24 protein-coding genes are annotated in these 25,108 nt (G+C 71.2%); 17 read left to right on the top strand and 7 right to left on the bottom strand.

What is annotated here, in order from left to right:
* Positions 1-61 precede the first annotated feature (61 nt).
* From AC5PYY_RS05025 to AC5PYY_RS04960, 14 genes are all read left to right on the top strand, one after another.
* A complete protein-coding gene (locus AC5PYY_RS05025; RefSeq protein ID WP_493898698.1) occupies positions 62-1,264 on the top strand; it encodes a hypothetical protein in 1,203 nt (400 codons plus the stop codon).
* Complete coding sequence (locus tag AC5PYY_RS05020) at positions 1,258-1,740, top strand: hypothetical protein (protein ID WP_493898697.1); 483 nt, start codon at positions 1,258-1,260, stop codon at positions 1,738-1,740. The genes AC5PYY_RS05025 and AC5PYY_RS05020 overlap by 7 nt, the downstream gene beginning before the upstream one ends.
* Positions 1,730-2,125, top strand: a complete 396-nt coding sequence (locus AC5PYY_RS05015; RefSeq protein WP_493898696.1) for a hypothetical protein — start codon at positions 1,730-1,732, stop codon at positions 2,123-2,125. Before AC5PYY_RS05020 ends, AC5PYY_RS05015 begins: the two co-directional genes overlap by 11 nt.
* 118 nt (positions 2,126-2,243) lie before the next feature.
* The gene (locus AC5PYY_RS05010) at positions 2,244-3,026 is read left to right on the top strand and encodes a hypothetical protein (RefSeq protein WP_493898695.1); all 783 of its coding nucleotides are present in this window, start codon (positions 2,244-2,246) and stop codon (positions 3,024-3,026) included.
* Positions 3,023-3,751: a Flp pilus assembly protein CpaB gene (gene cpaB, locus AC5PYY_RS05005; RefSeq protein ID WP_493898694.1), complete on the top strand. Its 729-nt coding sequence runs from the start codon at positions 3,023-3,025 to the stop codon at positions 3,749-3,751. The genes AC5PYY_RS05010 and cpaB overlap by 4 nt, the downstream gene beginning before the upstream one ends.
* Positions 3,748-5,382, top strand: a complete 1,635-nt coding sequence (locus AC5PYY_RS05000; RefSeq protein WP_493898693.1) for a CpaE/TadZ family protein — start codon at positions 3,748-3,750, stop codon at positions 5,380-5,382. Before cpaB ends, AC5PYY_RS05000 begins: the two co-directional genes overlap by 4 nt.
* The gene (locus AC5PYY_RS04995; RefSeq protein ID WP_493898692.1) at positions 5,379-5,699 is read left to right on the top strand and encodes a hypothetical protein; all 321 of its coding nucleotides are present in this window, start codon (positions 5,379-5,381) and stop codon (positions 5,697-5,699) included. Before AC5PYY_RS05000 ends, AC5PYY_RS04995 begins: the two co-directional genes overlap by 4 nt.
* Positions 5,696-7,033 carry a TadA family conjugal transfer-associated ATPase gene (locus AC5PYY_RS04990; protein ID WP_493898691.1) on the top strand — a complete coding sequence of 446 codons (1,338 nt, stop codon included), beginning with the start codon at positions 5,696-5,698 and terminating at the stop codon, positions 7,031-7,033. Before AC5PYY_RS04995 ends, AC5PYY_RS04990 begins: the two co-directional genes overlap by 4 nt.
* A 1-nt stretch (position 7,034) precedes the next feature.
* Positions 7,035-7,955, top strand: a complete 921-nt coding sequence (locus AC5PYY_RS04985) for a type II secretion system F family protein (RefSeq protein ID WP_493898690.1) — start codon at positions 7,035-7,037, stop codon at positions 7,953-7,955.
* 5 nt (positions 7,956-7,960) lie between these two features.
* Positions 7,961-8,863: a type II secretion system F family protein gene (locus AC5PYY_RS04980; protein WP_493899328.1), complete on the top strand. Its 903-nt coding sequence runs from the start codon at positions 7,961-7,963 to the stop codon at positions 8,861-8,863.
* Entirely contained in the window at positions 8,863-10,056 is a 1,194-nt protein-coding gene (locus AC5PYY_RS04975; RefSeq protein ID WP_493898689.1) for a sensor histidine kinase, read from the top strand. The genes AC5PYY_RS04980 and AC5PYY_RS04975 overlap by 1 nt, the downstream gene beginning before the upstream one ends.
* Entirely contained in the window at positions 10,053-10,703 is a 651-nt protein-coding gene (locus AC5PYY_RS04970; RefSeq protein ID WP_493898688.1) for a LuxR C-terminal-related transcriptional regulator, read from the top strand. Before AC5PYY_RS04975 ends, AC5PYY_RS04970 begins: the two co-directional genes overlap by 4 nt.
* A 125-nt stretch (positions 10,704-10,828) precedes the next feature.
* Positions 10,829-11,020: a hypothetical protein gene (locus AC5PYY_RS04965; RefSeq protein ID WP_493898687.1), complete on the top strand. Its 192-nt coding sequence runs from the start codon at positions 10,829-10,831 to the stop codon at positions 11,018-11,020.
* Between the two features lie 94 nt (positions 11,021-11,114).
* Positions 11,115-11,768, top strand: a complete 654-nt coding sequence (locus AC5PYY_RS04960) for a hypothetical protein (protein WP_493898686.1) — start codon at positions 11,115-11,117, stop codon at positions 11,766-11,768.
* A 101-nt stretch (positions 11,769-11,869) separates the two neighbouring features.
* Here the strand turns inward: AC5PYY_RS04960 and AC5PYY_RS04955 are convergent, their stop codons facing one another.
* The 3 genes from AC5PYY_RS04955 to AC5PYY_RS04945 all read right to left on the bottom strand — a co-directional run bounded on the left by AC5PYY_RS04955 (position 11,870) and on the right by AC5PYY_RS04945 (position 15,326).
* Positions 11,870-13,270 (bottom strand): VWA domain-containing protein, encoded by a 1,401-nt coding sequence (locus tag AC5PYY_RS04955; RefSeq protein ID WP_493898685.1) that lies wholly within the window; start codon positions 13,268-13,270, stop codon positions 11,870-11,872.
* 145 nt (positions 13,271-13,415) lie between these two features.
* Entirely contained in the window at positions 13,416-14,816 is a 1,401-nt protein-coding gene (locus AC5PYY_RS04950) for a VWA domain-containing protein (RefSeq protein ID WP_493898684.1), read from the bottom strand.
* 144 nt (positions 14,817-14,960) lie between these two features.
* A complete protein-coding gene (locus AC5PYY_RS04945) occupies positions 14,961-15,326 on the bottom strand; it encodes a hypothetical protein (RefSeq protein WP_493898683.1) in 366 nt (121 codons plus the stop codon).
* Between the two features lie 268 nt (positions 15,327-15,594).
* Between AC5PYY_RS04945 and AC5PYY_RS04940 the strand changes: the two genes are divergently transcribed.
* Positions 15,595-18,387: a choice-of-anchor L domain-containing protein gene (locus AC5PYY_RS04940; protein ID WP_493898682.1), complete on the top strand. Its 2,793-nt coding sequence runs from the start codon at positions 15,595-15,597 to the stop codon at positions 18,385-18,387.
* Between the two features lie 25 nt (positions 18,388-18,412).
* On the opposite strand, the gene AC5PYY_RS04935 is transcribed toward AC5PYY_RS04940, so the two are convergent.
* Positions 18,413-18,697, bottom strand: a complete 285-nt coding sequence (locus AC5PYY_RS04935) for a PqqD family protein (RefSeq protein ID WP_493898681.1) — start codon at positions 18,695-18,697, stop codon at positions 18,413-18,415.
* Entirely contained in the window at positions 18,694-19,566 is an 873-nt protein-coding gene (locus tag AC5PYY_RS04930; RefSeq protein ID WP_493898680.1) for a nucleotidyltransferase family protein, read from the bottom strand. The genes AC5PYY_RS04935 and AC5PYY_RS04930 overlap by 4 nt, the downstream gene beginning before the upstream one ends.
* A gap of 167 nt (positions 19,567-19,733) precedes the next feature.
* Between AC5PYY_RS04930 and AC5PYY_RS04925 the strand changes: the two genes are divergently transcribed.
* Positions 19,734-20,981, top strand: coding sequence for an NAD(P)/FAD-dependent oxidoreductase (locus AC5PYY_RS04925; protein WP_493898679.1), 1,248 nt, complete (start codon positions 19,734-19,736; stop codon positions 20,979-20,981).
* A gap of 111 nt (positions 20,982-21,092) precedes the next feature.
* Here AC5PYY_RS04925 and AC5PYY_RS04920 read toward each other — a convergent pair whose 3' ends face one another.
* Positions 21,093-22,043, bottom strand: coding sequence for a hypothetical protein (locus AC5PYY_RS04920; protein ID WP_493898678.1), 951 nt, complete (start codon positions 22,041-22,043; stop codon positions 21,093-21,095).
* A gap of 182 nt (positions 22,044-22,225) precedes the next feature.
* Here AC5PYY_RS04920 and AC5PYY_RS04915 point away from each other — a divergent pair, with 182 nt between their 5' ends.
* Positions 22,226-23,362: a hypothetical protein gene (locus tag AC5PYY_RS04915; RefSeq protein ID WP_493898677.1), complete on the top strand. Its 1,137-nt coding sequence runs from the start codon at positions 22,226-22,228 to the stop codon at positions 23,360-23,362.
* Positions 23,363-23,530: 168 nt separating this feature from the next.
* On the opposite strand, the gene AC5PYY_RS04910 is transcribed toward AC5PYY_RS04915, so the two are convergent.
* Positions 23,531-25,051, bottom strand: coding sequence for a long-chain-fatty-acid--CoA ligase (locus AC5PYY_RS04910; protein ID WP_493898676.1), 1,521 nt, complete (start codon positions 25,049-25,051; stop codon positions 23,531-23,533).
* Positions 25,052-25,108: the final 57 nt, after the last annotated feature.

Below are 25,108 nucleotides of genomic sequence, written 5' to 3'. Positions count from 1 at the left end.
CCATACAGTGAGGACGACCGGGGAATGGCGAGAGCGGGGTGGGCCCGCTCGGGAGGGCAGGATGAGCACCACCGACACCGCGCGCCGCCAGCAGCGCTGGCGCACGAGGCTGGACCGCGTGGCCACCGTCATGGTGGTCACCCTGTCGCTCATCGCCGTCCTCACCCTCCTGCCGCAGTCGTGGCAGCAGCGGCTCATCTCCTGGGGCTGCCAGGGCGCGACCTTCGGCGTGACCGACTGCGTGGCCCGGCTCTACGAACCGCCGCCCGCCGCGCTGCGCGCCGTGCCCCAGTGCGACGTCGACCAGGTCCTCGAGCAGATGGCCCCCACGGTCGAGCGGCAGATCATCTCCTTCGCCACCGGCAGCCAGCTCGAGCGCTGGGTCGCCCGCAACGGCGACATCCGGCTCGTGGCGCTCCCCGAGCAGCCGCCCTCCGGCTCGGCCGACGGGTGGGACGGCGACGCCTGGCCCTCGATCACCCTGCTCCCCGGGGTCGACCTGCCGCTGGCCGCGCAGTGGACCTTTCCCGACGGCGAGGGTGAGCGCGAGGTCATTGCCGCGCTGCAGCAGCAGCACGCGCGGCGCTACCAGGAGCGGTCGGCCCTCGCCCCGCTGCTCAGCGACACCCGCGCCGCGACGGCCGAGCTGACCGCCCCCACCACCTGGTGGTCGCGCACCCCGCTGACCGACGTCGCCGAGGAGACCTCGGAGCCCACGCCGACCCCGGGCACCGTACGGCTCTCCGGCACCGCCGCCACCCTGCTGCACGACGAGGTCGCCGAGGCAGTCCTCACCACCGTCCCAGCCAGCGGCATCACCGCCTCCGGCGCCGACGTGCAGGGTGTCGTGCGATGGGCCCGGCTCACCACCGGGCGGGCCACCGAGCTCGTCGGCACCTGGGCCTGGACCGAGGGCGGGCGCACCTCGGCGGTCCACCTCGTGCTCCCCCTCGCGGACGGCGACGACGACGACTTCGAGGCCTGGCTGCAGCAGCCGGACGGCCCCACGCTGGACCTGAGCTTTCTGCGCGGCGAGCGCGAGCCCTCCCCCGAGCGTCCGCTGGAGCGGCTCGTTGCCGCCGCCGGCACCGTCGCCTACGAGGAGTTCGACCTCGACCGCGCGGGCTACGTCGACCTGACCTGGCAGCACCTGTCGCTGGACCGGCGCCCCTACGGCGAGCTCCCGGTCGAGCGCAGCGTCACCGAGCTCACCCGGCCCCAGCCCTCCGGCACCGAGCGCGCCGCCCAGGAGATCCAGTGCTGAGCCGCCGCCACTTCCTCATCGCCGCCGGCACCGCCCTGGGGGCCACCGGCGCCAGCACGGCCGGGGAGACCGTCCAGATCGGGCTGATGCAGCTCGAGCTGCCCGACGGCGTGGCGCCCGTCGAGCCGGGCGACGGCTGGGACTGGGCCGCCGCCGGACCGGACGACGTGCTGCTGCAGGTGCGCGGACGGACCACCTTCCCGACCCCCGACATGGCCCTGGCCGACCTGCTGGCACCCGGCGCCGACGGACGCTTCACCTGGTCCGTCACCGGTCACCCGCCGCAGCCGGTCCCGGGCGCCGACGCCTACTCGGTGCTCGACGTCGCCTCCGTGCAGGACGACCGGCGCGGGGTACTCCTCGCCGGCACCCTGGGCGCCGAGACGGCCGTGCTCGCGCTCTCTGGCGCGGCCGACTGGAGCCCGTCGCTGCGCCGCACCCTGCTGTCGCGGATCGAGGTGCGCGATGGGTCGTGACCCGTTGTTCTGGGCCGGCCACGCGCTGGTGCTGTGGATCACGCTGCGGATGCTGACCTCGCTGGCTGTCTCCTCCGGCGCCCAGAGCCTCTGGGCGTTGGCCACCGCTGTCGCCGCCACCATCGTGCTGTCGACCGTCCTGCTCGCCACCCTCACGCGCTCGACCCGGCTCGCCGCGGGCCGGCTGGCGCTGCGGCTGCTGCCCGCCCCGACCGTCGGAGCCGTCCTGGCCGGGGTCACCGCCGGGCTCAGCGGCGCGTCCTGGCAGCAGGTCGCTGTGGCTGGTGGGGCCTGGGTGACGGGCGGACTCCTCGCGGTCCTCGCCCTGCTCGCCCTCGGTCGCCGCCACACCCAGACCCAGGGCATGAGCGGATTTGGCTCATGACCCGTTTCTTACTACCGTCACCATGGGAGTCCAGGGGGTACTTGTGAAGTTCCTTGCCACAGTGTGTGGCGGAGATGTCCGCTGGGCTGTGCCGGTCACGACCGATGACGCACAGTCCATGCTCGCGACCCTCATGGGGCACGAGCCCAGCGAGCAGGCGCTCGACACCGACGTCACCCACCTGCTGCTCGTCACCCGCCCCGAGTGGGCCCCGGCCATGCGCCGCCTCGCGACGCTGCTGCGCGCCCAGGAGCCCACGCTCGGCGTGGCCGTGCTGGAGACCGGGCATACCCCGCTCGCCGCCGCCGCGTGCGTGAGCGAGGTGCACCAGCACGACCTCGAGCCGGGCGCCGCCGCCCGGGCGGTCCGCGACCTGCTCGAGCGCACCTCCAGCGCGCTGTGGGTGCGCCGGCCCGGGCCCGTCCAGGGCGCCCGGCCCAGCCTCTGGGCGGTCGTGCGCTCGTGGTTCTCCAAGACCGGCTATCTCGCGACCGGCGCTGACCCCGTGCAGGTCCAGTTCGCCGAGGACGCCGTCTGGGACGAGCTCCTCGACGGGGCCGACGCCTTCATCCAGTGCGGCGAGATGCCCGAGCGCCAGTCGGCCCAGGTCGGGCCACGCCTCGACGGGCGCCAGATCTGGTCGCGCGAGGTGTCCCCCGGATCGCGCGTGATCGTCGGCCGTCAGCGCGGCGTCGAGCTGGCCCTGCCGCGCTGGCTGCCCGGGTCGGCCGCTGTCTCGGGCACCCCCACACAGGAGACCTGCGCCAACTGCGGCGCCTCCGTCAGGGACTACTGCGCCTACTGCCACGCCCACTGGGGCCGGCTGCCGTCGCCCGAGAGCCCGGCCGCGCACTTTCGAGCCGACCACGTGGTCGCCAACACCAGGGAGGGTGGAGCATGAACCCGCGTCAGCGACGGGGCGTCCTGCTGATGGTCGTGTCGATGGTGCTCGCCATCGCCGTCTTCTTCGGCGTCGCGAGCTATGTCAGCAGCATCAACAGCCAGGTCGGCCCCATGACCACGATCTATCAGGCCAGCGAGGACCTCGACGCCTTCACCGAGCTCACCGCCGACCGGGTCGAGGCCGTCGAGGTGCCGGTCCGCTGGGCCGACGAGTCCTCCCGGCTGAGCGTCCAGGACATCGAGGGCCGCACCGTGGCCGTCCCGCTGTCGGCCGGCTCCCGCGTCACGATGGACGTCCTGGTGCCACCCAGCGACCTCAACCCCAACGAGCGCGAGGTCGCCATCAACGTCGACGCCGTCACCGGCATCGCCGGGCGGATCCGACCGGGTGACCGGGTCGACGTCTACGCCGTCTTCGACGACGCCCCGGGCCTGCCCAACCAGTCGCGGATCCTCATCCGCAACGTGCGGGTGGTCAGCGTCGGCGGCACCCAGCAGGTCACCGAGACGACGACGGGAGAGCTGCAGGACGTCATACCCGTGACGTTGGCGCTCGTCCCGCAGGACGCGCTCGCCGTGACGTATGCCTCCACCTTCGCCGCGCAGGTCCGGCTCGTCGGTCTCCCGGCCGGCACGACGCAGGACCGCGAGGGCGAGATGAACCAGTTCGACGCCGAGGAGCTCGGCGGAGAAGCCGTCGTCAGGGAAGGAGTGACGCCATGAGCACCCGGATCCTTCTCGGCATCGCCGACCAGGTCCTCGCGACCGACCTGACGAGCCGGATCGAGGCGCTCGAGGACTACGCGATCGCGCACATCTCGGAGAGCACCCAGGAGCTCGTGCCCGCGGTCCTCAACCACGACCCCGACGTGCTCATCCTCGACCGCGACCTGCAGCCCGGGCCGATCAGCAGGGTCACCCACGACCTCACGACGCGCCGCCCGGCGCTGCCGATCCTGCTCGTCTCGCGGGTGGACCGCGAGGACTCGCTCAGCCTGGCGCTGGAGGTCGGCGCCCGGGCCGTGCTGACCTACCCCTTCGTGCTCGCCGAGGTGAGCGACGCGCTCCAGCGCGCGGTCGAGTGGGGCGAGCGGATGCACGGCATGCTCACCGACGGTGGCGCCACGCCGTCGACGCAGGGCGGGATCGCCGCGCTCGCCGGCAGCAAGGGCGGGGTGGGCACCTCGCTGGTCGCCTCGCACCTGGCGTGGATGATCATCCAGGAGCGGCCGACGATGTCGGTCTGCCTCGTCGACCTCGACCTGGAGAAGGGCGACGTCCCGTCCTACATCGACCTGGCGCACCGCGTCTCGATCGTCGACCTGGCCAAGATCTCCGAAGACATCACCGACCGCGTCGTGCGCGACACCGTCGCCGTGCACGAGAGCGGGCTGCACATCCTGCCCGCGCCCACCGACGTCCGCGACGTCGACGTCGTGACGCCGCAGGCGGTGCGCTCGATCCTGGCCCAGCTGCGGCAGATGTACGACGTGGTGATCGTCGACACCGGCAGCAACGTCACGCCGACGCAGTGCGCGGCGGTCGAGATGGCCGACCACACCCTGCAGCTGGTGACCACCGACGTGCCCTCGCTGCGCGCGGCACGGCGGCAGACGCAGTTCTGGAGCGAGCTGGGCGTGCGCAACCCGGCCGACGTGTGGGTGCTGGTCAACAAGTTCTCCCGCGACGCCGAGATCCAGCAGAGCACCATCGACCGGCTCGTCCTCGGGCGCCGGATGGAGGCGCTCGTGCCCGACCTCGGCCGCAGCCTGGAGCCGGCGGTCAACACCCGCACCCCGTCGCACAACACCCCCAAGAACTGGTGGAAGTCGCTGGGTGCCGTGGTGCGCGAGTCCGAGATCCTCACCGCGCTGGAGGAGGAGCCCGCGCAGCAGGGCTTCCGGCTCGCCGGCATCCGGCGGTCCGGCCGGGGCCCGCGGGCCGGCAAGGGCGCCAGTCCCGAGGCCGGTGAGCCGCAGGAGCCGGCCGCGCCCGAGCCGGTGCCCGCCCGCAGCCGCGAGTCCGGCCAGGCCGCGATCGAGGCCGTCGGGGTGCTGCCGGTGACCGTCATCTTCATCATCGTCTTCTGGCAGATCCTCGGCCTGGGCATCAGCGTGCTCTGGGCCGGTGAGGCCGCCAACGCCGCGGCCCGCGAGGCCTCGCTCGGCGGCAACAGCGCCGAGGTCGCCGACGCGGCCCGCGACGTCGTCCCCTCCGTCTTCCACGGCGCGATGACGGTGAGCAGCGGCGGCGACGACGTCGAGGTGACGATCAAGATGTCGCCGATCGGCGAGGGCGCGGCGGACGCCCCCGTCAACGTCGACCGCGACGTGACCCGGGAGCCGCGCCCGTGAGCCGCCGCGAGCGCGGCTCGGCACCCCTGGAGGCGATCGTCATGTCGATGGTCGTGGCCTTCGTGGTGCTCGTCGCCCTGCAGATCTTCAGCGTGATGTATGCCGGTCAGGCCGCCGGGCGCGCGGCGTGGGACGCCGCGCGCGCCCACTCCCTCGGGCAGAGCGCCTCCAGCGCCGCCCACGCCTCGGTGCCCGGTGCCGTCACGGTCGAGACCGTCGAGGTCTTCGGCGACGGGGTGCGGGTCACCGTGACCTCCCCCGACTTCCTGCCCCTCATGCCCGCGGGCTCCATCACGAGAACGGCCTACGTCCCATGAGCCGCAGCTTCGGGAGCAACTTCGGTCGCAACGCGCGCTCGGGCGTCAGCACGAGCGCGACCACCGAGGACGCCTCACAGGTCCGCCGCTTCAAGCAGCTCCTGCTCGACGAGGTCGACCTGCAGGAGCTGGCGCTGCTCGACAACGACCAGCGCCGCATCCGGCTGGAGCGGATCCTCACCCACCTCATCTCGCGCGAGGGCATCATCCTCGCCAACCGCGAGCGCTCCGCCCTCGTCTCGACCGTGATCAACGAGTCGGTCGGCCTCGGCGTGCTCGAGCCGCTGCTCGGCGACGAGAGCGTCAGCGAGGTCATGATCAACGGCCATGACACGGTCTACGTCGAGCGCTTCGGCCGGGTCGAGCAGATCAGCAGCGGTTTCACCTCCGAGGCGCAGCTGCTGCAGACGATCGACCGCATCGTCTCGACCGTCAACCGGCGCGTCGACGAGTCCAGCCCCATGGTCGACGCCCGCCTCCCGGCCGACGAGCGGCTCCCCCGTGGCGCCCGTGTCAACGTCATCCTGCCGCCGTTGGCGCTCAACGGCCCGACGGTGACGATCCGGCTCTTCCCCAAGGCCTACGGCATGACCGAGCTGCTGGCCCGCGGCGCCCTGGACGAGCCGACCGCCGAGCTGCTGGCCGCCTGCGTGCGGGCCCGGCTCAACGTCATCGTCTCCGGGGGCACAGCCTCGGGCAAGACGACGATGCTCAACGCCCTCTCCGCCTTCATCCCGGCGCACGAGCGCATCGTCACCGTTGAGGACGCGGCAGAGCTCTCGCTCTCGCAGGACCACGTCGTGCGACTGGAGACCCGACCGCCGAACGTCGACGGCAAGGGCCAGATCACCATCCGCGACCTGGTCCGCAACTCGCTGCGGATGCGCCCGGACCGGATCATCGTCGGTGAGGTCCGTGGCGGTGAGGCCCTCGACATGCTCCAGGCGATGAATACCGGGCATGAGGGTTCCCTCGCCACGGTCCACGCCAACACGGCCGAGGACGCCCTCTCCCGCCTGGAGACGCTGGCCACGATGAGCGACGTGGAGGTCCCCTTCGCGGCCCTCCGCGACCAGGTCAACTCGGCCGTCGACATCATCGTGCAGCTGACCCGAGGGGCCGACGGCGCGCGCCGCATCACCGAGGTGCGCCAGGTCGTGTCGCGTCGGCGCGAGGAATTCAAGCTCGAGCCGATCATGCTGTGGGACGACATGGCGGACACGCCGCACTTCGCGCGCTACCCGCTGCACCGGTCGCTCGCCGACCGCCTCCGAGCCCGCGGTGAGCAGGTGCCCGCCGACTTCACGCTGATGCCGGCACCGGCGGGGGTATGACGTGATCCCCGCCATCTTCGCGGGCGTCATGCTCGCCCTCCTGCTCGGCCTCGCCGCGGTGCACTTCTTCGTGAGCAACGCCCGCTCGCAGCAGAGCATCTCGCGGCAGGTCCTCGGACCGCTCGACGGATCGCGGCAGAGCCGCGTCGTCGACCTCGAGAAGCGGCTGAGCCGCACCCGACCCGGGCGCCAATTACGCGAGGAACTCATCCGCGCCGGCATCACCTACCCACTGTGGTCGGTCCTGCTCGGTGGGCTGGTCCTGACGATCACCGTGCCGATCCTGCTGTGGGTCTTGATCGCGCCGCTCGTCGCGGTCTTCGGCGTCCTGGCCGGGTGGTTCGGGATCCGATGGTGGCTGCGCCGCCAGCGGGAGCGCTACCGCACCCGCTTCGTCGACCAGATCCCCGACCTGGCCCGCGTGCTCTCCAACGCGACGAGCGCCGGCCTGTCGATCCGCACCGCCTGGGCGGTGGCCGAGCGCGAGATGGGTGAGCCGGCCAGCCGCGAGATCGCGCGGATCAACACCGCCGTCCGGTTCGGCGCCTCGCTCGAGGAGGCCATGGTCAGCGTCGAGGAGCGACTGCCCTCGCGTGAGGTCAAGGTGCTCATGTCGACGCTGGTCATCGCGTCCCGATCGGGCGGCTCGCTGGTCAGCGCGCTGCGCGACATCTCCTACATGCTCGACGAGCGCAAGGAGACCAGCCGCGAGGTCCGGTCGGTCATGTCGCAGGCGGTGGCCACCGGCTACACCCTCATCGTCTTCGGCCTCGGGATCCTGCTCCTCATCAACCTCGTGGCCCCGGGGACCATCGAGCGGATGACCCAGAACGTCTTCGGCATCGTCGGCCTCGCCGTGGCGGGCGTCCTCATGCTCATCGGCCATGTGCTGATCCGGCGCATCACCAAGGTGGACCTGTGACCCAGATGCTGCCTGTGCTGCCGGCGCTCGGCGCGCTGCTGGCCTATCTCATCTTCGCCGTCGGCTTCCGGATGCTGCGCAGCGACGTGGTCGAAGGACTCGACGCCGGCGACCTGTCGCTGCTCAGCGAGGAGCGGCAGCGTGAGGCGCGCAAGGAGTTCTCGCTCACCGAACGGCTCGGTGGCCGGCTCGTCGGCCCGCTGCGCAAGGTGCTCGGCCCCCACGGCCTGGAGTGGATCGGCAAGCTCGTCCACTACTCCGGGCGACCGCAGGGCATCAGCACCGACACGGTGCTGCGGCGGATCGGCGGCCTCCTGCTCCTGCTGTTGCCGGTCGCCCTGCTCTTCGTCGTGGGCGGGGTCTGGTATCTCGCCCCCCTGGTCGTGCTGGCCGCCGTCTTCCTGCCCATCTCCAAGCTGGCCGGCATCGCCAACCGGCGCCGAGAGCAGATCGACGGCGACCTGCCGGACTTCCTCGACATCTTGTCGGTCACCGTGACCGCCGGCATCGCCTTCCGGCCGGCGCTGCGCCGGGTGTCGGCGCGCTTCGACGGGGCGCTGTCCGAAGACGTCAACCTGGCGCTGGACCGACTGGCCCACGGCGCCAGCGTCCGGGACGCCTTCGAGCAGATGCGCGACCGGTCGACCTCGCAGATGATGGAGCGCTTCGTGCGCGCCTTCCTCCAGGCCGAGGAGCTCGGCGCCCCGCTCGCCGAGACGCTCTCGCAGATCGCGCTGGACATGCGGCGGGACAATGCGCAGCGGCTCCGCCGAAAGGCGGGGCAGGCCTCTCCCCGGGTCAGCCTCGTGGGCTCGATCATCATCGTTCCCGCCGCCATCATCCTCATCGTGCTGGGCATCGTCTTCGGACTCGACCTCAATCTCGACCTGAGCGGGCTGGACGTCTGATGCGCACGGCACCGCTCACCCAGGGCTCGGAGGTGCTCGGCGACCCGACCTACCTCCGGGTGTGTCGCGGCGTGCTCGCCTTCCGGCTGCTCGCCTGCGCGCTCACCGCCGCCTTCACCTCGCCCGAGACCGGGGTGGCCACCCTCCTCCTCGTCGCCCAGGCATCGCTCTCCGCCTGGGGAATGCTGTCGGACACCTTCGTCCGCGCCTACTTCCGGCACCCGGCACTGGTCGCCGTGGACACCCTCGTCGTCATCGTCCTGGTGTGGCTGGAGTGGCCCGCCACGGTGGCCCTGCTCTCCCTCACCTTGACGAGCCTGTTGCTCGGGCTCGCGCTCACGCCGTGGCTCGGCCTGCCCGGACTGCTGCTCACCCTCGGGTCGGTGACGATGTTCACGCTGAGCGATCAGAGCACCGCCGCGACACCGCTGTGGAGCGTCAGCGCCCTCGCGCTCCCCCTCGCCATGGTCGGCACCACCGCGCTCGGGTGGACCATCCGCTTCGCCTTCGTCGAGCTGCGGCGCAGCCGGGATCTGGTCATGGACGAGATCATCCGGCGCCGGCACGCCGACGAGCGACAACGCCTGGCGAGAGACCTGCACGACTCCATCGGCAAGACGGTGAACGGCATCGATATGGCCGCCGCCGCCCTGATGTCGGCCAGCGCCTCGGGGCAGACGGAGACGGTCGAGTCGCTCGCCACCGAGATCCGCCGGGCGGCCCGCACCGCGGCCGACGAGTCGCGCAGCTTGCTGCGCGGCCTGCGCCGACACCAGGTCGACCGGCCCATCGCCGAGGTGCTCGGCGAGCTGGGCCGCGAGCGAGCCACGGACGATCTCTCCGTGCGGGTGGACGTGACCGGTGTGGCCGATCTGCCGGATCCGTTGGCCCACGAGGTGATCGCCATCACCGCCGAGGCGTTGGAGAACGTCACCCGGCACGCTGCGGCAACCACAGCCCACGTCAGCCTGGATCAGACCCGGCGCTCGCTCGTGCTGCAGATCCGCGACGACGGGCAGGGCTTCGACACCCGTGCGGTGCGACGCCGCGAGCTGCACGGCCACTTCGGGCTGCGCGGCATCCGCGAGCGGGCCGACCACAGCCACGGCACCTGCGAGATCACCAGCACCCCCGGCGAGGGCACGACCGTGCGCTGCCGGTGGCAGGTCACCCCCATGGAAGAGGAGTCATGACTGCTGCAGCACCGATCACCGTCCTCGTCGTCGACGACAACGCCGTGGTGCGCATGGGCATCAAGGCGGTGCTGTCGCAGATGGAGGGGATCCACGTCATCGGGGAGAGCTGGGACGGCGAGCAGGCCGTCACGCTGGCTCGCCGGCTCCAGCCCAAGGTGACGCTGCTCGACGTGCGCATGCCCCGTCGTGACGGTGTCTCCGCGGCCACCGAGATCAGTCAGCACAGCCGAGTCATCATGCTGACCTACAGCGACAGCCCTGACGTCGTCCGCGCCGCCATGCGCGCCGGGGCGTGCAGCTATCTCGTGCACGGCGCCTTCGAGCCGCAGGACATCGAGATGGCCGTGCGGGGCGCCGCCCGCGGCGTCGGCACGCTCTCGCCCGCTGCGGTCGCAGCGCTGTCCCAGGACGAGCAGCGCAGCCAGGTCCGCACCGACCACACCCTCTCCCCGCGCGAGGTCGAGGTCATGGCCCTCATCGCCCGGGGCCGCAACAACGGTCAGATCGCGGCCGAGCTCTTCCTGTCGGAGAAGACGGTGAAGAACCACGTCAACCACATCTTCGCCAAACTCGGCGTCGACGCCCGGGCCCAGGCAGTCAGCTGGTGGCTGGCGTCCGAGCCGCAGGGGTCCGCAGCCCCATGACCAGGCGGCCAAAGGTGGGCCCCCGATTAGGCCCCTGGGCCCTGCTCATCCGGCTTTTCGGCACATAGCGTTACGGGTGTAAGGACGACCACCCGGGGGGACCCGGACTTCGAAGGGAACATGACATGACCAAGCTGAACCTCATCAAGCGTCTCGACCGCGAGTCCGGCCAGGGTGCCGTCGAGTACCTCGGCGTCATCGTGGTCGCGGTGATCATCCTCGCCGCCATCGCCGTCGCCGCGCCTAACTTCGCCAGCTCGATCAACAACTTCATCGACCAGGGCATCACCAAGCTGGGCAACGCGATCCCCGGCTGAGCCTGACTACCGAAGGCGATGGGGGCGCTGAGCCCCCATCGCCTTCTGCCACGTCCAACCGGCAACGCCGTCGATCATTCGACTTGGGGGAAGCATGCGCCACCTGACCGACCGTCGCCCGATCGAGCCTGCGGACTCACCAGCGGACCGCTCACCCGAGGCCGGGCTGATCAACCTGGGGCTGCTGGGCGCGGCGACCCTCGCCACGATCTTCGTGCTGCTGGGAGTCTTCTCGCTGGGCATCGCTTCCAGCGCGGGTCAGAGCAACCAGAACGCCGCCGACGCCTCCGCGCTCGCCGCGGCCGAGGCCTTCGACCCGGCCGGGCGGATCTACTTCGCCGGGGGCTTCAGCACGACCGCCGAGCTGCGCGCCATGGTGGAGGTCTCGGGCCCGTGCCCGGCCCAGGTCTGGTCCTCCGCCTCGAGCTACGCCAGCAAGAACGGCGCCCGGCTGGTGTCCTGCTTCATGCGCGAGTGGGGCGAGGTCCGGGTCACGACGCGGATGGACGTCCCGATCGACGGCGCCCAGGACGGCAAGGCCACCGCCGAGGCCGACTGGAGCCTCAACCTGAAGAACTGCTACATCGACCCCTCGTTCAGCGCGCAGGCCGTGACCGGCGTGGCCTGGACCTGGATGCAGTGCGACGACGAGCGCTTCGACCTCAAATACCTCAGCGGGCGCTTCTGGCTGCACCCGTGGGGTCAGGTCAAGCAGGCGATCCACCACGAGGTGCACCTCGTCGAGTAAGCGCATGCACGACCGCCGCCGCAGGACGACGAAGGGCCCCACCCGACCGGGTGGGGCCCTTCGTCGTGCTCCCCGAGCGGCAGGCGCTCCGGGATCGGTTGTCATCTGTCCTCAATGCCCTCGCGGTAGAGCTCAGACCACGTGGTCTCGGAGGTCTCGTAGACCTCGTTGATCTGCGACTGCAGGTTGTTGGCGATCTGACTGTTGGACTCCTGCGCCATGTCCTGGAGAAGGCCGCGGACCTCCATGAAGTAATCGGAGGCCGCTGCACGGACCTCCTGCTCGCGAGTCCGGTCGTAGACGTCCATCTTGCGAAGCTGCGACGCCACGCTGGACGCGTCGATGGCGACCATGTGGACCTCCTGGGTGACGTCGGTGGTCAGGAGCCGCCTCGTCTCGAGCTTCTCGTCGCGGGTGGAGGCCAGGCGCTCGATCTCGACGTCACGCCACTCCCGCCAGGCCGCCGCGAGCCGATCCCGCTCCTCGCGCCAGAACTGGTCGAGCTCGTCCGGTGAGGAGGCCTGGGTGTAGTCACCACCACCCGCCTCGGCGATCGCCCGCAACGCAGCCTGGTCCGCGTCACCGACCTCGAAGCCGATGACATTGATCACCGGCTCGATCCCCGCCGCGGCGACCTCCTCCGCCGCCGCCACCGGATCACCACCACACGTCTCCAGACCGTCGGTCACGACATACACGATCGCATCGGTCGCCTCGTCCGGAATGTCCTTCCCAGAGTCACCGATCGCCTGCCCCAACGGGGTCCACCCCGTCGGCTGCACCGCACCGAGCGCCTCACCGAAGCCCCCATCGGGCACGGGACCCTCGTAGACCACCTCCGAGCTCGCACAACTCTCCGCCTTCCCGGCCTCACTGTTGTCGCCCTCATGACCATAGATGCGCAAGCTCACCGTCGAGCCCTCCGGCACCTCATCCACGAAAGAGTTGAGCGCGTCCTTAGCGGCATCCATCCGGGTGCCACCCGCCGTCGTGTCCGCCATCGACCCGCTCGCATCCAGCACCAACGCGAAGTGGTTGTCACCCACCGCCTCCGACTCCGCCGGGACCCCACCCGTCGGGCCAGCCGCCGCATCCCCCAGATCAGTCGTCAGCGTGAGGATCTCGCACATGTCCTGGGCATACCCACCCTGCACCTGCGCCGCGATCGCCACCGCGAAGTCCTCATCCGTCTGCGGATTCATCGCCGCCACCGCCTCGGCCGCCGCCTCCACGTCGAAGGCCTCACCGGTATACGGGCCTGCCTCGGTCAGCAGCCGCGCCTCGAGCTCGTTGGGCTCTCGTGACTCCGGCCCGCACTCCACTGCGGGCGGTGCCGCCAGCTCGAAGGTGCCCGCAGGCGTCGACGTCGCCGCATCGTCCGAGGGACCAGCGGTGCCACCCCCGTCCGCCGTGACGGTGGGGTCCGACCCCTCCTCGTCGCCGGTGCAGCCGGCCACGGTGACCAGCGAGCCGACCGCCAGCGCGACCGTGAACGTCGACAACCTGTGCATGGTGATGTCCATCCCCTCCCGAGATGCGTCACCCCTCGCGGGGCGCAAACGACGTGCACCTTACCTGACGCAGCCGAGGATCACCGAGTTCCCAGTCTGGGGGTTGTCTTCACCGCCGCGTTGCTGCCGCGCGTGCTCACTGCTCGGGGATGGTCTCGCGGTAGAGCTCGGACCACGACGTCTCCGTGGTCTCGTAGACCTCGTCGATCCGGGACCGCAGGTTGTCGGCGATCTCGCCGGTCTGCTGCTGAGAGAGGTCCAGGAGATGGCCGCGCACGTCCATGAAGTAGTCCCAGGCAGCCTTGCGAACGTCCTGCTGGCGGTTCCGGTCGTAGACGCCCATAGACCCCAACTGCGATGTGACCAGCGCCGCGTCTCCTGCCACCCGGAGAACCTCCCCGTTGACGTCCGTGGTCAGGACCCGCTTGGTCTCGTACTTCTCGTCGCGGGTGTCGACGAGTCGGTCCCGCTCGGCATTGCGCCACTCTTTCCAGGCGGTTTCCAAGCGTTCCCGCTCCTCGCGCCAGAACTGGTTGAGCTCGTCCGGTGAGGAGGCCTGGGTGTAGTCACCACCACCGGCCTCGGCAATCGCCCGCAACGCAGCCTGGTCCGCGTCACCGACCTCGAAGCCGATGACATTGATCACCGGCTCGATCCCCGCCGCGGCGACCTCCTCCGCCGCCGCCACCGGATCACCACCACACGTCTCCAGACCGTCGGTCACGACATACACGATCGCATCGGTCGCCTCGTCCGGAATGTCCCCAGCAGAGTCACCGATCGCCTGCCCCAACGGGGTCCACCCCGTCGGCTGCACCGCACCGAGCGCCTCACCGAAGCCCCCATCGGGCACGGGACCCTCGTAGACCACCTCCGAGCTCGCACAACTCTCCGCCTTCCCGGCCTCACTGTTGTCGCCCTCATGACCATAGATGCGCAAGCTCACCGTCGAGCCCTCCGGCACCTCATCCACGAAAGAGTTGAGCGCGTCCTTAGCGGCATCCATCCGGGTGCCACCCGCCGTCGTGTCCGCCATCGACCCGCTCGCATCCAGCACCAACGCGAAGTGGTTGTCACCCACCGCCTCCGACTCCGCCGGGACCCCACCCGTCGGGCCAGCCGCCGCATCCCCCAGATCAGTCGTCAGCGTGAGGATCTCGCACATGTCCTGGGCATACCCACCCTGCACCTGCGCCGCGATCGCCACCGCGAAGTCCTCATCCGTCTGCGGATTCATCGCCGCCACCGCCTCGGCCGCCGCCTCCACGTCGAAGGCCTCACCGGTATACGGGCCTGCCTCGGTCAGCAGCCGCGCCTCGAGCTCGTTGGGCTCTCGTGACTCCGGCCCGCACTCCACTGCGGGCGGTGCCGCCAGCTCGAAGGTGCCCGCAGGCGTCGACGTCGCCGCATCGTCCGAGGGACCAGCGGTGCCACCCCCGTCCGCCGTGACGGTGGGGTCCGACCCCTCCTCGTCGCCGGTGCAGCCGGCCACGGTGACCAGCGAGCCGACCGCCAGCGCGACCGTGAACGTCGACAACCTGTGCATGGTGATGTCCATCCCCTCCGAGCTGCGTCACCCCTGGCGGGGCCCAAACGCCGTGCACACTACGTGACGCGGCGGAGGATCAGCGAGTTCCCCCGGATGGGAGGATCCGCCGCGCGGGGGGCCGTCGACGGCCGGTCAGCGATCGAGCACGATCTCTTCGACGAGCCCACCGTCCAGGCCGTCGCTCAGCACACGCACCAGGGCTGGTCCATCGTCGGGGCAGCGCGTGATGGTGATGCTGGTGGCCGCTGACGCCGCAACGTCGAGGCTCGGCCCGTCCTCGCCCGTGTCGACCTCGACCCCGTCAGCCTCGAAGACATAGCTGTCCGCACGCTCGCCCACGTTGCGCACGGTGGTCGCGAAGACCTGGCAGCCGTCCGTGGTCCCCACCAGGACAGGATCTTCGACCAGGGCGTCGTAGTCGCCGGTCAGGACGCCCACGCTCTCCGCCTCCTGGGCCGACAGCCCCTCGGACGGCTCGGAGGACCCCGTGGCCGGCACGCCGGCAGCTGCATCAGACGTGGCGCTGTCCGTCGCGGCGCCCGACTCACCACCGGTGCTCGGGACGGACGAGCTGCAGGATGCCAGCAGTGCCGCTGCACCCGTTGCCAGAACGACCCGTGCCACGGCATACCCGACACGGACTCGCCCCACCTGCCTCACCAGACCTTCCTCGAGGCCGAAGGGATCATCCTCTGGACCCGTGACACGGCATAGCGCGTGACTGTAGCGTGATCTAGGTCACCACCACACTGACAAAGGGGTCATCATGAAGACGGTGGGCAGGGGAATATTCATCATCGGTGCGCTCGTGGCGGCGCCGTTGGCGGCCGCGCCGGCGGCTGCGGACTTCACCGCGGAGAGCGACCTGACTGATGCGATCGAGTTGACGTCGGCGGTCCTCGGCACGACGTATACCGGGGATCAGGCAGGCGCGTCCGTGGAGTCGGCCGCCGTCGCCGGCTTCCCGGTCGCCGGACCGGACTATCTGGTCCTGTCCACCGGACGTGCCTCAGACATCACCGCACCGGATGACTCGGGCAGCAGCGGGATCGATCTCGACGGACCAGTCGGTGCCGCAGGGGAGGACCAGACCCAGCTGCAGATGCGCCTGGAGCCCCCGACCGGAGCCACCTGCCTCGCGGTGGACTTCCGCTTCTTCTCCGAGGAGTATCCCGAGTACCTGGGCAGCAGCTACAACGACGCCTTCACTGCGGAGATCGTGCAGTCCGACATCTCCTTCAGCAACGGCAGCATCGTCACGCCCTGGAACTTCGCCTACGACGCGGAGGGGAACGCGATGACGATCAACTCGATCGTCGGCTTCGCCGACGACACGGAGACGACGTTCGACGGATCGACGCCGATGCTCACCGCGGTGACTCCCGCCGAGCTCAACGACGCCGGCGAGGTGCTGATCACCTTCACGATCCAGGACGTCGGCGACTCCATCTACGACTCGGCCGTGGCGCTGGACAACGCGCGGTGGCTCTACGACCAGGACTGTGAGGCCGGGATCATCGACATCGGTGACCGGGATGAGGACGGTCTACCGGATGCGTGGGAGACCGACGGCCTGGACGTCGACAACGACGGGGTGACCGATCTCGACCTGCCTGCGCTGGGGGCGGACCCGGATCGCAAGGACGTCTTCCTCGAGGTCGACTGGATGCACGAGGACCCGACGTGCATCTGGCTCATCTGCTGGGGTGGCGAGGACTTCTCTCCACGCGCCGCCGCGATCCAGGCGACCGTCGACGCCTTCGCCGACGCCCCGGTGACCAACCCGGACGGCTCCACCGGCATCACGTTGCACGTCGATGCCGGGCCCGGATCACCGCATCCGGCGACGGGAGGCGCCTGGGGTGGCGAGGGGCGCGGTGGGCCGGTGGCCCATCAGACCAGTCTGGGGAGCAACGTCAGCGGCTCCTTCTCCTTCGAGCGGTGCGACGGGTCCACGGGCACGGCCAGCAGCGGCTACGGATGGGCCGACTTCGATGCGGTCAAGGACGCCAACTTCGACGACGTGCGGCGCGACGTCTTCCACTACGCCGTCTACGCCGATACCTATGCCGGCAGTGGCTCGTCCGGGATCAGCCGGGGGATCACGGCGGCCGACCTCATCGTGAGTCAGGGAGCCTTCAACTCCGGCTCCGGCTTCACCCTCGCGCAGGAGCGCGGCACGCTGATGCACGAGTTCGGTCACAACCTGGGCCTGCGGCACGGCGGCGACGACAACTGCAACCGCGAGCCCAACTACCTCAGCATCATGAGCTACAGCTTCCAGTTCCCCGGTCTGCGCGACGGCGGGACCGACGGAACGCTGGACTTCTCGCGCGAGACCCTGGCCGCGCTCGACGAGACGGCACTCGATGAGACGGTCGGGCTCGACCCCGACGCGCTCGTGGGCACCTTCGGCACGCGCTGGTGGTGCGGCGGCGGCGAGACCGTGACGGACGCGGCGGCAGGGCCTATCGACTGGAACTGCACGGGCGCGGCGAATCTGTCCGGGCTCACTGCGGACATCAATGACGACGGCGCGTTCGGCGTGCTGGACGGTCACGACGACTGGGACGCGCTGCGCTACGACGGTGGCGCCATCGGGCAAGCTGGGGAGAGCACCCCGGCGCCGGAGGTGACCATCGACGACGAGCTGACTGTGGAGCGGGCCGACCAGCTCGGCGTGCTCACCGGTGACTACGACGCGCTGCTGTCCGCCGCCGGGACGGCGGTGCTGCTCCCGGACGCGGGGGTCCGCTCGGTCCCGGCCGAGGTCAGCAACGTCGGCGAGCGGGATGACACCTACTCGGTGCAGGTCAGTGACGGCGGCCTCGGGGTCGTCGGGCCCGGCGATCTGGAGGTGGCCACCGGCGACACCGCCCCGCTCGGGCTGACGGTCGACACCGACGGCGCCGTCCCGGGCGTCTACGACGTCGAGGTGGAGCTGACCAGCACCGCGACCGGGAAGATCCTGGACACCACGACCATCATCGTGACGGTGCCAGACCTTGAGGACCCGGAGGTCCTCGCCGCCGCCATCGCGGCGATGGAGGAACTCGCGGCACTCCCGCCGGGCGAGGGGCCTGCGAACCGCGATGAGCTTCTCGACATGCTCCAAGACGAGCTGCTCGAGCCCCGACCAGCGCTGGAGCGGGTGCGCGCCACCTTGGCCGACCACGACGACGACCGCGCCGTCGCCTCCGCCATCCGCACCCTGGACCGCGCGCTGCGCGACCGGTTGTGGGTGGACGACAGCCATGTCGCCGTGCCCGGCGGCGGTGGTGTCTTCGCCCTCATCCGGCAAGTCGTCGGAGATCTCGACCGCTCGGACCTGCCCCCCGAGATGATCGAGGCACTGACCGACAACCTCGTCGAGGCGGCAGCCGACCTCGTGGCGACCAGCCGCGCCACCGCCCCTGACGAAGGAGTGCCCGAGCCGATCCTGGCCGAGGTCGACGCGCTCATCGCCGACGCGGACGAGGCGTCCGACTCAGGAGACGCGCGGACCGCCATCAACCTCTACCTCCAGGCCTGGGACCTGCTCAAGGACAACACCGCCTGAGTCGAGGCGGCAGAGGCGCGGCCGGTCAGGCGTCTATCACCGCGATCAGGAGACCCTGATCGGCCAGCTCGGTGAGGAAGTCGGCGACCGCCTCCTCGTCGATGTCGTCGGCCGGGAGGTCGAGCAGGGCGGCGAGCTCGGCCGAGATCGAGGCGACCGTGCCGTCGCCCTGCTCCACCGCCCGCACCAGCGCGGCACCGACGCCGTCGAGGCGCATGATCGGTCCGTCCGGCAGCGTCGCGAGGTATGCCGTGCCCGTCGCCCCGCCGTCGAAGACCAGGGCGACGTGGGGCGGGCGTCGCCAGGTCATCGGGGCTGCTCGGCACGTCGGGTGAGCTTGGTCCACTCCTCGCGCAGCCCGCGGGCGGGCCGGGCGACGAACTCCCGGGCCACCTCGCGGCGGGACGGCCGGTGGCCCAGCCGGTGCCCGAGGTGGTCGATGTTGACCAGCGGCGCGCGGCCGACGATGCGGGCCTTGGCCGACCACGACTCGGCCGCCCGCACTCGAGCCAGCCACTCCTGCACCCGGCTGCCGCCGGTCACGGTCGAGCGCCACAGCGCGTAGGTCCGGGCACCGCGGTGCCGGTCCAGCTCGCCGAGCGCTGCGGCATACCCGACCTGGGCCTGGAGCCGGGCGACCAGGGTGTCGAACGCGCCGAGATCGGTGTCGGGCAGCAGCGCGGCGACCTGCTCGCGCGTCCAGCGACGCTGCCGCGAGCGCGCCTGGTTGAGCACGTGGACGAGCACCCGACCGGCGCGGTCGGGGACGGCGCACGGCATACCCGCGATCTGGCGGGGCTCACGCGCCTGCCAGAGCACGGAGAAGGCGAGCCCGGGATCGGCGTCGAAGCCAGGGTTGTAGCGGTGCAGGTCGGCGTAGAGGAAGTCGGGGTGCTGCGCCGTGGTGGCGTGCTCGAAGGCGCTGCCGGTCTCGAAGGAGCTGTAGCGCGTCCAGCCGTGCGCCCAGAGCGCGCCGAGCAGGGCGTCGAGGTGCGCGGGGCGGACGAGCACGTCGGCGTCGCTGCCGCCCTCCGGGCGGGTGCGCAGCTCGACGTCGGTGGCGGCGCCCTTGAGGTGGAGGATGTCTGCTCCCACGAGGTCGGCGAGGCGCTGCACGACGGCGTGCCCGAACTCCGCGCGCACCCAGACCGGCACCTGGGCTTGGGGGTCATCGGTCACGCCGACATCCTAGAGAAGGCCAGGTCAGCAACCCACCGAAGCACGGGTCCGACAGGCCGCTGCCCGCGCATACCCAGGGGCAGACTTTTGCTTGGCGCCGGGTGAAGCAACCGCGATTACTGCCTCGTAACAAGACGGCGTGAGCGAACCGACATACCCTGCCTGCCATGTCCTTTTCCACGACTGACGTCCTTGTGGTCGGAGCCGGCCTCGCCGGTCTCACCTGCGCACTCACCCTGCAGGAGGAGGGGGTGGACGTGCGGGTGCTCGAGGCCGCGGACGCCGTCGGAGGACGCGTGCGGACCGACCGCGTCGACGGCTTCCTGCTCGACCGCGGCTTCCAGCTGCTCAACCCGGCCTACCCGATGGTCAAGTCGCTCGTCGACGTCGACGCACTGGCGCTGCAGACCTTTCCCAGCGGCGTCGCGTGCCGCAGCGACCGGACCGACGACCTGCTCGTCGTCGCGGACCCGCGCCGCGAGCCGGGGCTCATCACGGCCACGATGCGCTCGGGCAAGCTGCACCCCGCGACGCTGGCTGCCTTGGCCCGGTGGGCGGCACCCGCGCTGCGCGAGGACTGGGTGCTGCGCGGGGGCCTGGAAGACCTGCCGCGGCGGGAGTCGATGGATCGCGCCGGGCTCATCGGGCCGTTGCGCCGGATCGTCGACAGCTTCCTCGCGGGCGTGCTGCTCGAGGACGACGGCAGCACCTCGACTGCCTTCACCCGGCTGCTGACGCGGATGTTCGCGCTCGGGCGACCGGGTGTGCCGGAGGCCGGCATGCAGGCGCTGCCGGAGCAGCTGGCGAGCAGACTGCATACCCCTGTCGAGCTGGGCACCGAGGTCGAGTCGGTCGGGCCGGGCACCGTGGGGACCGCCGCCGGGGAGGAGCTGGGCGCCGACCTCGTCGTCGTCGCGACGGGCGCCGAGGCCGCGGCCGCGCTGACCGGGCGGGAGGCGACGCCGGGCAAGGGCGTGACCACCCACTGGTATGCCGTGGACCACGCACCCTCCGACCTCGCCCTGCTCGTCATCGACCAACGTGAGGCTGGCGGACCAGTCATCAACACGACGGTGATGAGCAACGCCGCGCCGTCCTACGCGCCGCCGGGACGCCACCTGGTGCAGGCCAGCAGCCTGCTCCGCCCGGGCGTCGAGCCGGTGACCGACGCTGCCGTGGCCGAGCAGCTGGCCGGGATCTACGGAGTCCCGACCGACGACTGGGAGCTGCTGCGGCGCGACGACATCCACTACGCCCTGCCGGTGCAGCCCGCCCCACTGCAGGCGCGCACCCCCCTCGAGGTCGAGCCGGGGCTCATCCTCGCCGGCGACCACATGGACACCGGCTCGATCCAGGGGGCCATGGTGAGCGGCCAGCGGGCCGCCGAGGGCTATCTGCAGCGCCGCGACGGCTGAGCCGCCCGGTGACCGGCCGGGCTGACGCGTGGTGACCTTGCGTGGTCGTGGTGGGTGCGTGCCGCCATGGCGACTCAGCCTCACCACGAGCACACACGGTCACCACACCGATCACCCCCGGTTCACGACCAGCCGCAGTCGCGGGTCGAGTAGCAGCGCGCAGTCGCGGGAGCACGCGCGGGGAGTCCCCTGCCAGCCACGCGCCAGCTGAGCCACCGCCACGTCGGCGGCCAGCTCGCAGGGGCTCTCCAGCACCTCGAACCACCCCGCCCGCAGGTTGGTGTCGCCCCGGCCCGCGGCCTCGCGGTCACGCCGCCGGTCTACGGTCTGCCTGTCCCGATGGACGAGCTCACCGTCGATCTCCAGCCCCAAGCGGCGCTCCGCGTCGCGGAAGTCGATCCGCCGACAGCGACCGTCCGCCATCGCCGCCGTCCCGTCGAGCGGCACCTGGCGCGCCATGGGCGGGAGCCCGTGCGGCTTCTCGACGTCACGCACATACCGGATCTCGGCCACGCTCTCCAGACCTGACTCGGCCGCCTCGAGGATGTCCGCGAGCAGCATCCGTCGTGGGTGCAGCGGGTGGTGTGCCAGCTCCTCCCGCAGGGCCGGCAGGGTGACCTTCCGGGTGGCCACGGCGCGGGAGATCCAGGAGATGAGGTCGTCCAGGGGCGCGGTGCCGCCCACGTCGATGAGGGTCTGCGCCAGCGTCGTCACGGGTATGCCGTGCCGCCGCGTGGTCGCAAGCCTGCGGCGGCGGCGGACGCGCACCCCGGGCAGGGCTCGGCGACGGTGGGTCGCCGCGGGCTCGGCCAGGGTCATGACAGGAGGCTGTCGGTCGAGCAGACCCCACAGGTGCAGCGCGCACAGCAGGCTGACCACGGCGCCCTCGCCACGGGCGAGCGCGGCAGCCTCCAGGCGCTCGAGATAGGTCACCTCCCCGCCGTGCATGACGAAGACCCCGTCGAAGACCCTCCCCCAGTCGCCGCGTGCCAGCAGATGTCGCTGCCTGGACAGCGTGACGCCTCGCTTCAGCGCACGCTGGCGCGTCACGACCTTCGACATGTCTCCCCCTCACCACGGCCCAAGGTGGCCAGGGCCGTGATCCGCCAGTCTGCCCGTCGTCAGCAGACCCCGGGTGCAGTTGTCCACAGGTATGACGACAGTGGCCATCAGGCATACGCGCGCGACGACGGCGGGACGGCAGGACCGGCGGGGCCGGTGGGGAGGAGCGCGACGACCTGGCCGTGAGCTTCTGGCCGGACGCCTTCATGACGGAGTACCGCCACCCCGGTTCGGAATCGATGGGGCAGATCGTCTCCGACCTCGAGCGGCACCGGGGCCCGGGGCCGGGCAAGGCGCTGTGGCGCTCCTGGCTCTTCGACGGGTGGCGCTTCGGGGCGGTGGACCTGTCCTCGGACGGGGCGTGGCCGCGAGTCGTCGGCCTGGCCTGCGGCGACGTGCTCTCCCGCGACGTGCAGGAGCGGCTGGTCAGGCACCTGCGCGACCGTGGTGGGCTGCTGCTGCTCGGGCCGGTCCCGACGCGGGACACGCGGGGCCGGGCATGCACCGTGCTGGCCGACGCGCTCGGGGTGCGCGCCGGCCAGCGGGTGGAGTCGAGCCATCGGCACTTCGCCTCGGTGCGCGGCGTGGGGCCGGCCGCGGCCTGGGACGAGATGCGGGTCGACTGGTGGCAGCCGCTCACCTGGGACGAGGACGAGGCGGCGGTGCCGCTGGTCGAGGACGTCGGCGGCGCGGTCTGCGGCCTCGGCGTCGAGATGGGGCCGGGTGGCCGCGCTGTCGTGCTGGCCGCCGGGGTGCCGGGCAGCCCGCAGCTGTTCAGCCTGCTCGCGGAGTGGCTGGGGGCTAGCCGTGATCTTTCGCTGTCGACCTCGGTGCCCGGCGTCGTCGCGACCACCTCGGCGACCTCCGACGGGCAGCGGATGCTGCACCTGCTCAACCCGACCGGCTTCGGTGCGGAGGTGTCGGTGACACCCGGGGACCCCACCGGTCTGCTGGACCAGCAGCTGGCGGTGCCTGCCCGAACCGCCGCGATCCTGGCGCTGGGACTCGACCTGCCCTGCGGCCTGCGGCTGGAGTCGTCGACCGCCGAGCTCACCGCCCTCTCCGACGACGGCTTCTCCGTGGGACGGGGCCTGAGCCACCGGACCGAGCTGTGGCTGTCCGTGCCGAAGGGCGGGCTCTTGCGTGAGGACCGGGCTGATGACGACTTCCACGCCACCGCGCCCCTGCCCGAGGTGAGCTGCCCGGATCCGGACGTGGACGTCATACCGGAGAGCGGCGGGCGCTGGCACGTCGTCGCGCCGGACACCCGGCCGGTCGAGATCCGGACGGCCAGCCACCGCGCCGAGCACACGCCCTGACCTGCCGTGGTGACCATGTGTCGTTGTGGTGACCCTGCGTCGCCCTGGCGACACGTAGCCACCACGACCACCCAGGGTCACCACACCGCCAGCGCGTAGGGGCCCACTCGTCACGCCTGCGCAAGGTCACGACACCTCCACTCCTGGCCAGCGACCGCGACCCGGGGCTCAGGCGTCGCGCAGCTCCCGCTTGAGGATCTTGCCGGTGGCCCCCTTGGGCAGCTCGTCGATGAAGGTGACCGTGCGGGGATACTTGTAGGGCGCGACCTGGCTCTTCACGTGCTCGATGAGGTCGGCCTCCGTCGCGTCGCCCTCCGGCGCGAGCACGACATACGCCGCGACCTCCTCCCCGAGCTCCTCGTGCGGGGTGCCGATGACGGCCGCCTCGGCGACGGCCGGGTGCTCGTAGAGCAGCTCCTCGATCTCGCGCGGGTAGATGTTGAGCCCGCCGCGGATGATCAGGTCCTTCTTGCGGTCGACGATGAAGTAGTAGCCGTCCTCGTCGACGCGTGCCAGGTCGCCGGAGTGGAACCAGCCGTCGTCGTCGATGGCCTCGGCGGTGGCGTCGGGGCGCTCCCAGTAACCCTTCATGATGTTCTCCCCGCGGATGCACACCTCGCCGACCGCCTCCGGGTCGCTGGTGTCGACATCGGCTCCCTCGGGGTCGGTGAGCTTCATCTCCACCCCGCGGATCGGTATGCCGATCGAGCCGGCCTTGCGCTCGGCGTCCGGGTGGTTGAAGGACGCCACCGGCGAGGTCTCGGACAGTCCGTAGCCCTCCAGGATCGTCGCGCCGAAGGTCTCCTCGAACTTCTTCATCACCTCCAGCGGCAGGCTGGCGCCGCCAGAGACCGCGGTCCGCAGGGTGGACAGGTCGGGCGGGGTGTCGGCGGCAGCCGCGGCGGCGAGCATCGCGCCATACATCGTCGGGACCCCCTCGAAGACGGTGACCTCGTCGCGCGCGATAACCTCCAGCGCCTTGGCCGGGTCGAAGCGGGGGATCATCGTCAGCGCCGCGCCGGTCGCGAAGGCGGTGTTCATGCCGCAGGTCATCCCGAAGACGTGGAACAGCGGCAGGCAGCCCATGACGACGTCGTCCTCGTCGAGGTGGAGCAGCGTCTCGGTGGTCGCGAGCTGGTTGGTCTGCAGGTTGCTGTGCGTGAGCTCGGCGCCCTTGGGCCGCCCGGTCGTGCCGGAGGTGTAGAGGATGACGGCGGTGTCGTCGCCCGAGCGCTCGGCGATCTCCTCGACCGGGTCGGTGGCCTCGTCGCCGCTGATGTAGGCGTTCAGCCCCTCCGGGCCGACGGCGAGCAGCTGGGTGCCGGTCGCCTCGGCCGCTGCGGTGGCGTCGTCGCCCGGCATCGCCACGAGCAGCTTCGCCCCGGAGTCCTCCAGGTAGAACTGGATCTCGCGCTTCTTGAAGAGCGGGTTCATCGGCACGACGACGGCGCCGAGCCGCAGCGCGGCGTAGTAGACGATCGGGAAGGTCGGCACGTTGGGGAGCATGAGCGCCACCCGGTCACCCGCCCCGATCCCCTGGCTGCGCAGCCACCCGGCGAGCTGGCGCACCGCGTGCTCCAGGTCGCGATAGGGCAGCACCAGGTCGTCCAGGATCACCGCCGGCCGGTCCGGCACGCGCTCGGCGGTGGCGGCGAGGTTGTGGGCAATGTTGGCGCTGGCGCTGGTCATCGTCGACCCCTTCAGGTATGCGGTGTGCGGCACCGCTCTCGTGCGGCGCCGCTGCGA

Source organism: Serinicoccus sp. JS2-9, from assembly GCF_059025165.1.
This window is presented reverse-complemented; position numbering and strand designations above follow the sequence as displayed.

Coding starts and splice junctions, on each gene's coding strand:
- AC5PYY_RS05025 (WP_493898698.1), top strand. CDS start 62: ATGAGCACCACCGACACCGCGCGCCGCCAGCAGCGCTGGCGCACGAGG.
- AC5PYY_RS05015 (WP_493898696.1), top strand. CDS start 1,730: ATGGGTCGTGACCCGTTGTTCTGGGCCGGCCACGCGCTGGTGCTGTGG.
- AC5PYY_RS05010 (WP_493898695.1), top strand. CDS start 2,244: ATGCTCGCGACCCTCATGGGGCACGAGCCCAGCGAGCAGGCGCTCGAC.
- cpaB (WP_493898694.1), top strand. CDS start 3,023: ATGAACCCGCGTCAGCGACGGGGCGTCCTGCTGATGGTCGTGTCGATG.
- AC5PYY_RS05000 (WP_493898693.1), top strand. CDS start 3,748: ATGAGCACCCGGATCCTTCTCGGCATCGCCGACCAGGTCCTCGCGACC.
- AC5PYY_RS04990 (WP_493898691.1), top strand. CDS start 5,696: ATGAGCCGCAGCTTCGGGAGCAACTTCGGTCGCAACGCGCGCTCGGGC.
- AC5PYY_RS04980 (WP_493899328.1), top strand. CDS start 7,961: ATGCTGCCTGTGCTGCCGGCGCTCGGCGCGCTGCTGGCCTATCTCATC.
- AC5PYY_RS04975 (WP_493898689.1), top strand. CDS start 8,863: ATGCGCACGGCACCGCTCACCCAGGGCTCGGAGGTGCTCGGCGACCCG.
- AC5PYY_RS04970 (WP_493898688.1), top strand. CDS start 10,053: ATGACTGCTGCAGCACCGATCACCGTCCTCGTCGTCGACGACAACGCC.
- AC5PYY_RS04965 (WP_493898687.1), top strand. CDS start 10,829: ATGACCAAGCTGAACCTCATCAAGCGTCTCGACCGCGAGTCCGGCCAG.
- AC5PYY_RS04960 (WP_493898686.1), top strand. CDS start 11,115: ATGCGCCACCTGACCGACCGTCGCCCGATCGAGCCTGCGGACTCACCA.
- AC5PYY_RS04940 (WP_493898682.1), top strand. CDS start 15,595: ATGAAGACGGTGGGCAGGGGAATATTCATCATCGGTGCGCTCGTGGCG.
- AC5PYY_RS04935 (WP_493898681.1), bottom strand. CDS start 18,697: ATGACCTGGCGACGCCCGCCCCACGTCGCCCTGGTCTTCGACGGCGGG.
- AC5PYY_RS04925 (WP_493898679.1), top strand. CDS start 19,734: ATGTCCTTTTCCACGACTGACGTCCTTGTGGTCGGAGCCGGCCTCGCC.
- AC5PYY_RS04920 (WP_493898678.1), bottom strand. CDS start 22,043: ATGTCGAAGGTCGTGACGCGCCAGCGTGCGCTGAAGCGAGGCGTCACG.
- AC5PYY_RS04910 (WP_493898676.1), bottom strand. CDS start 25,051: ATGACCAGCGCCAGCGCCAACATTGCCCACAACCTCGCCGCCACCGCC.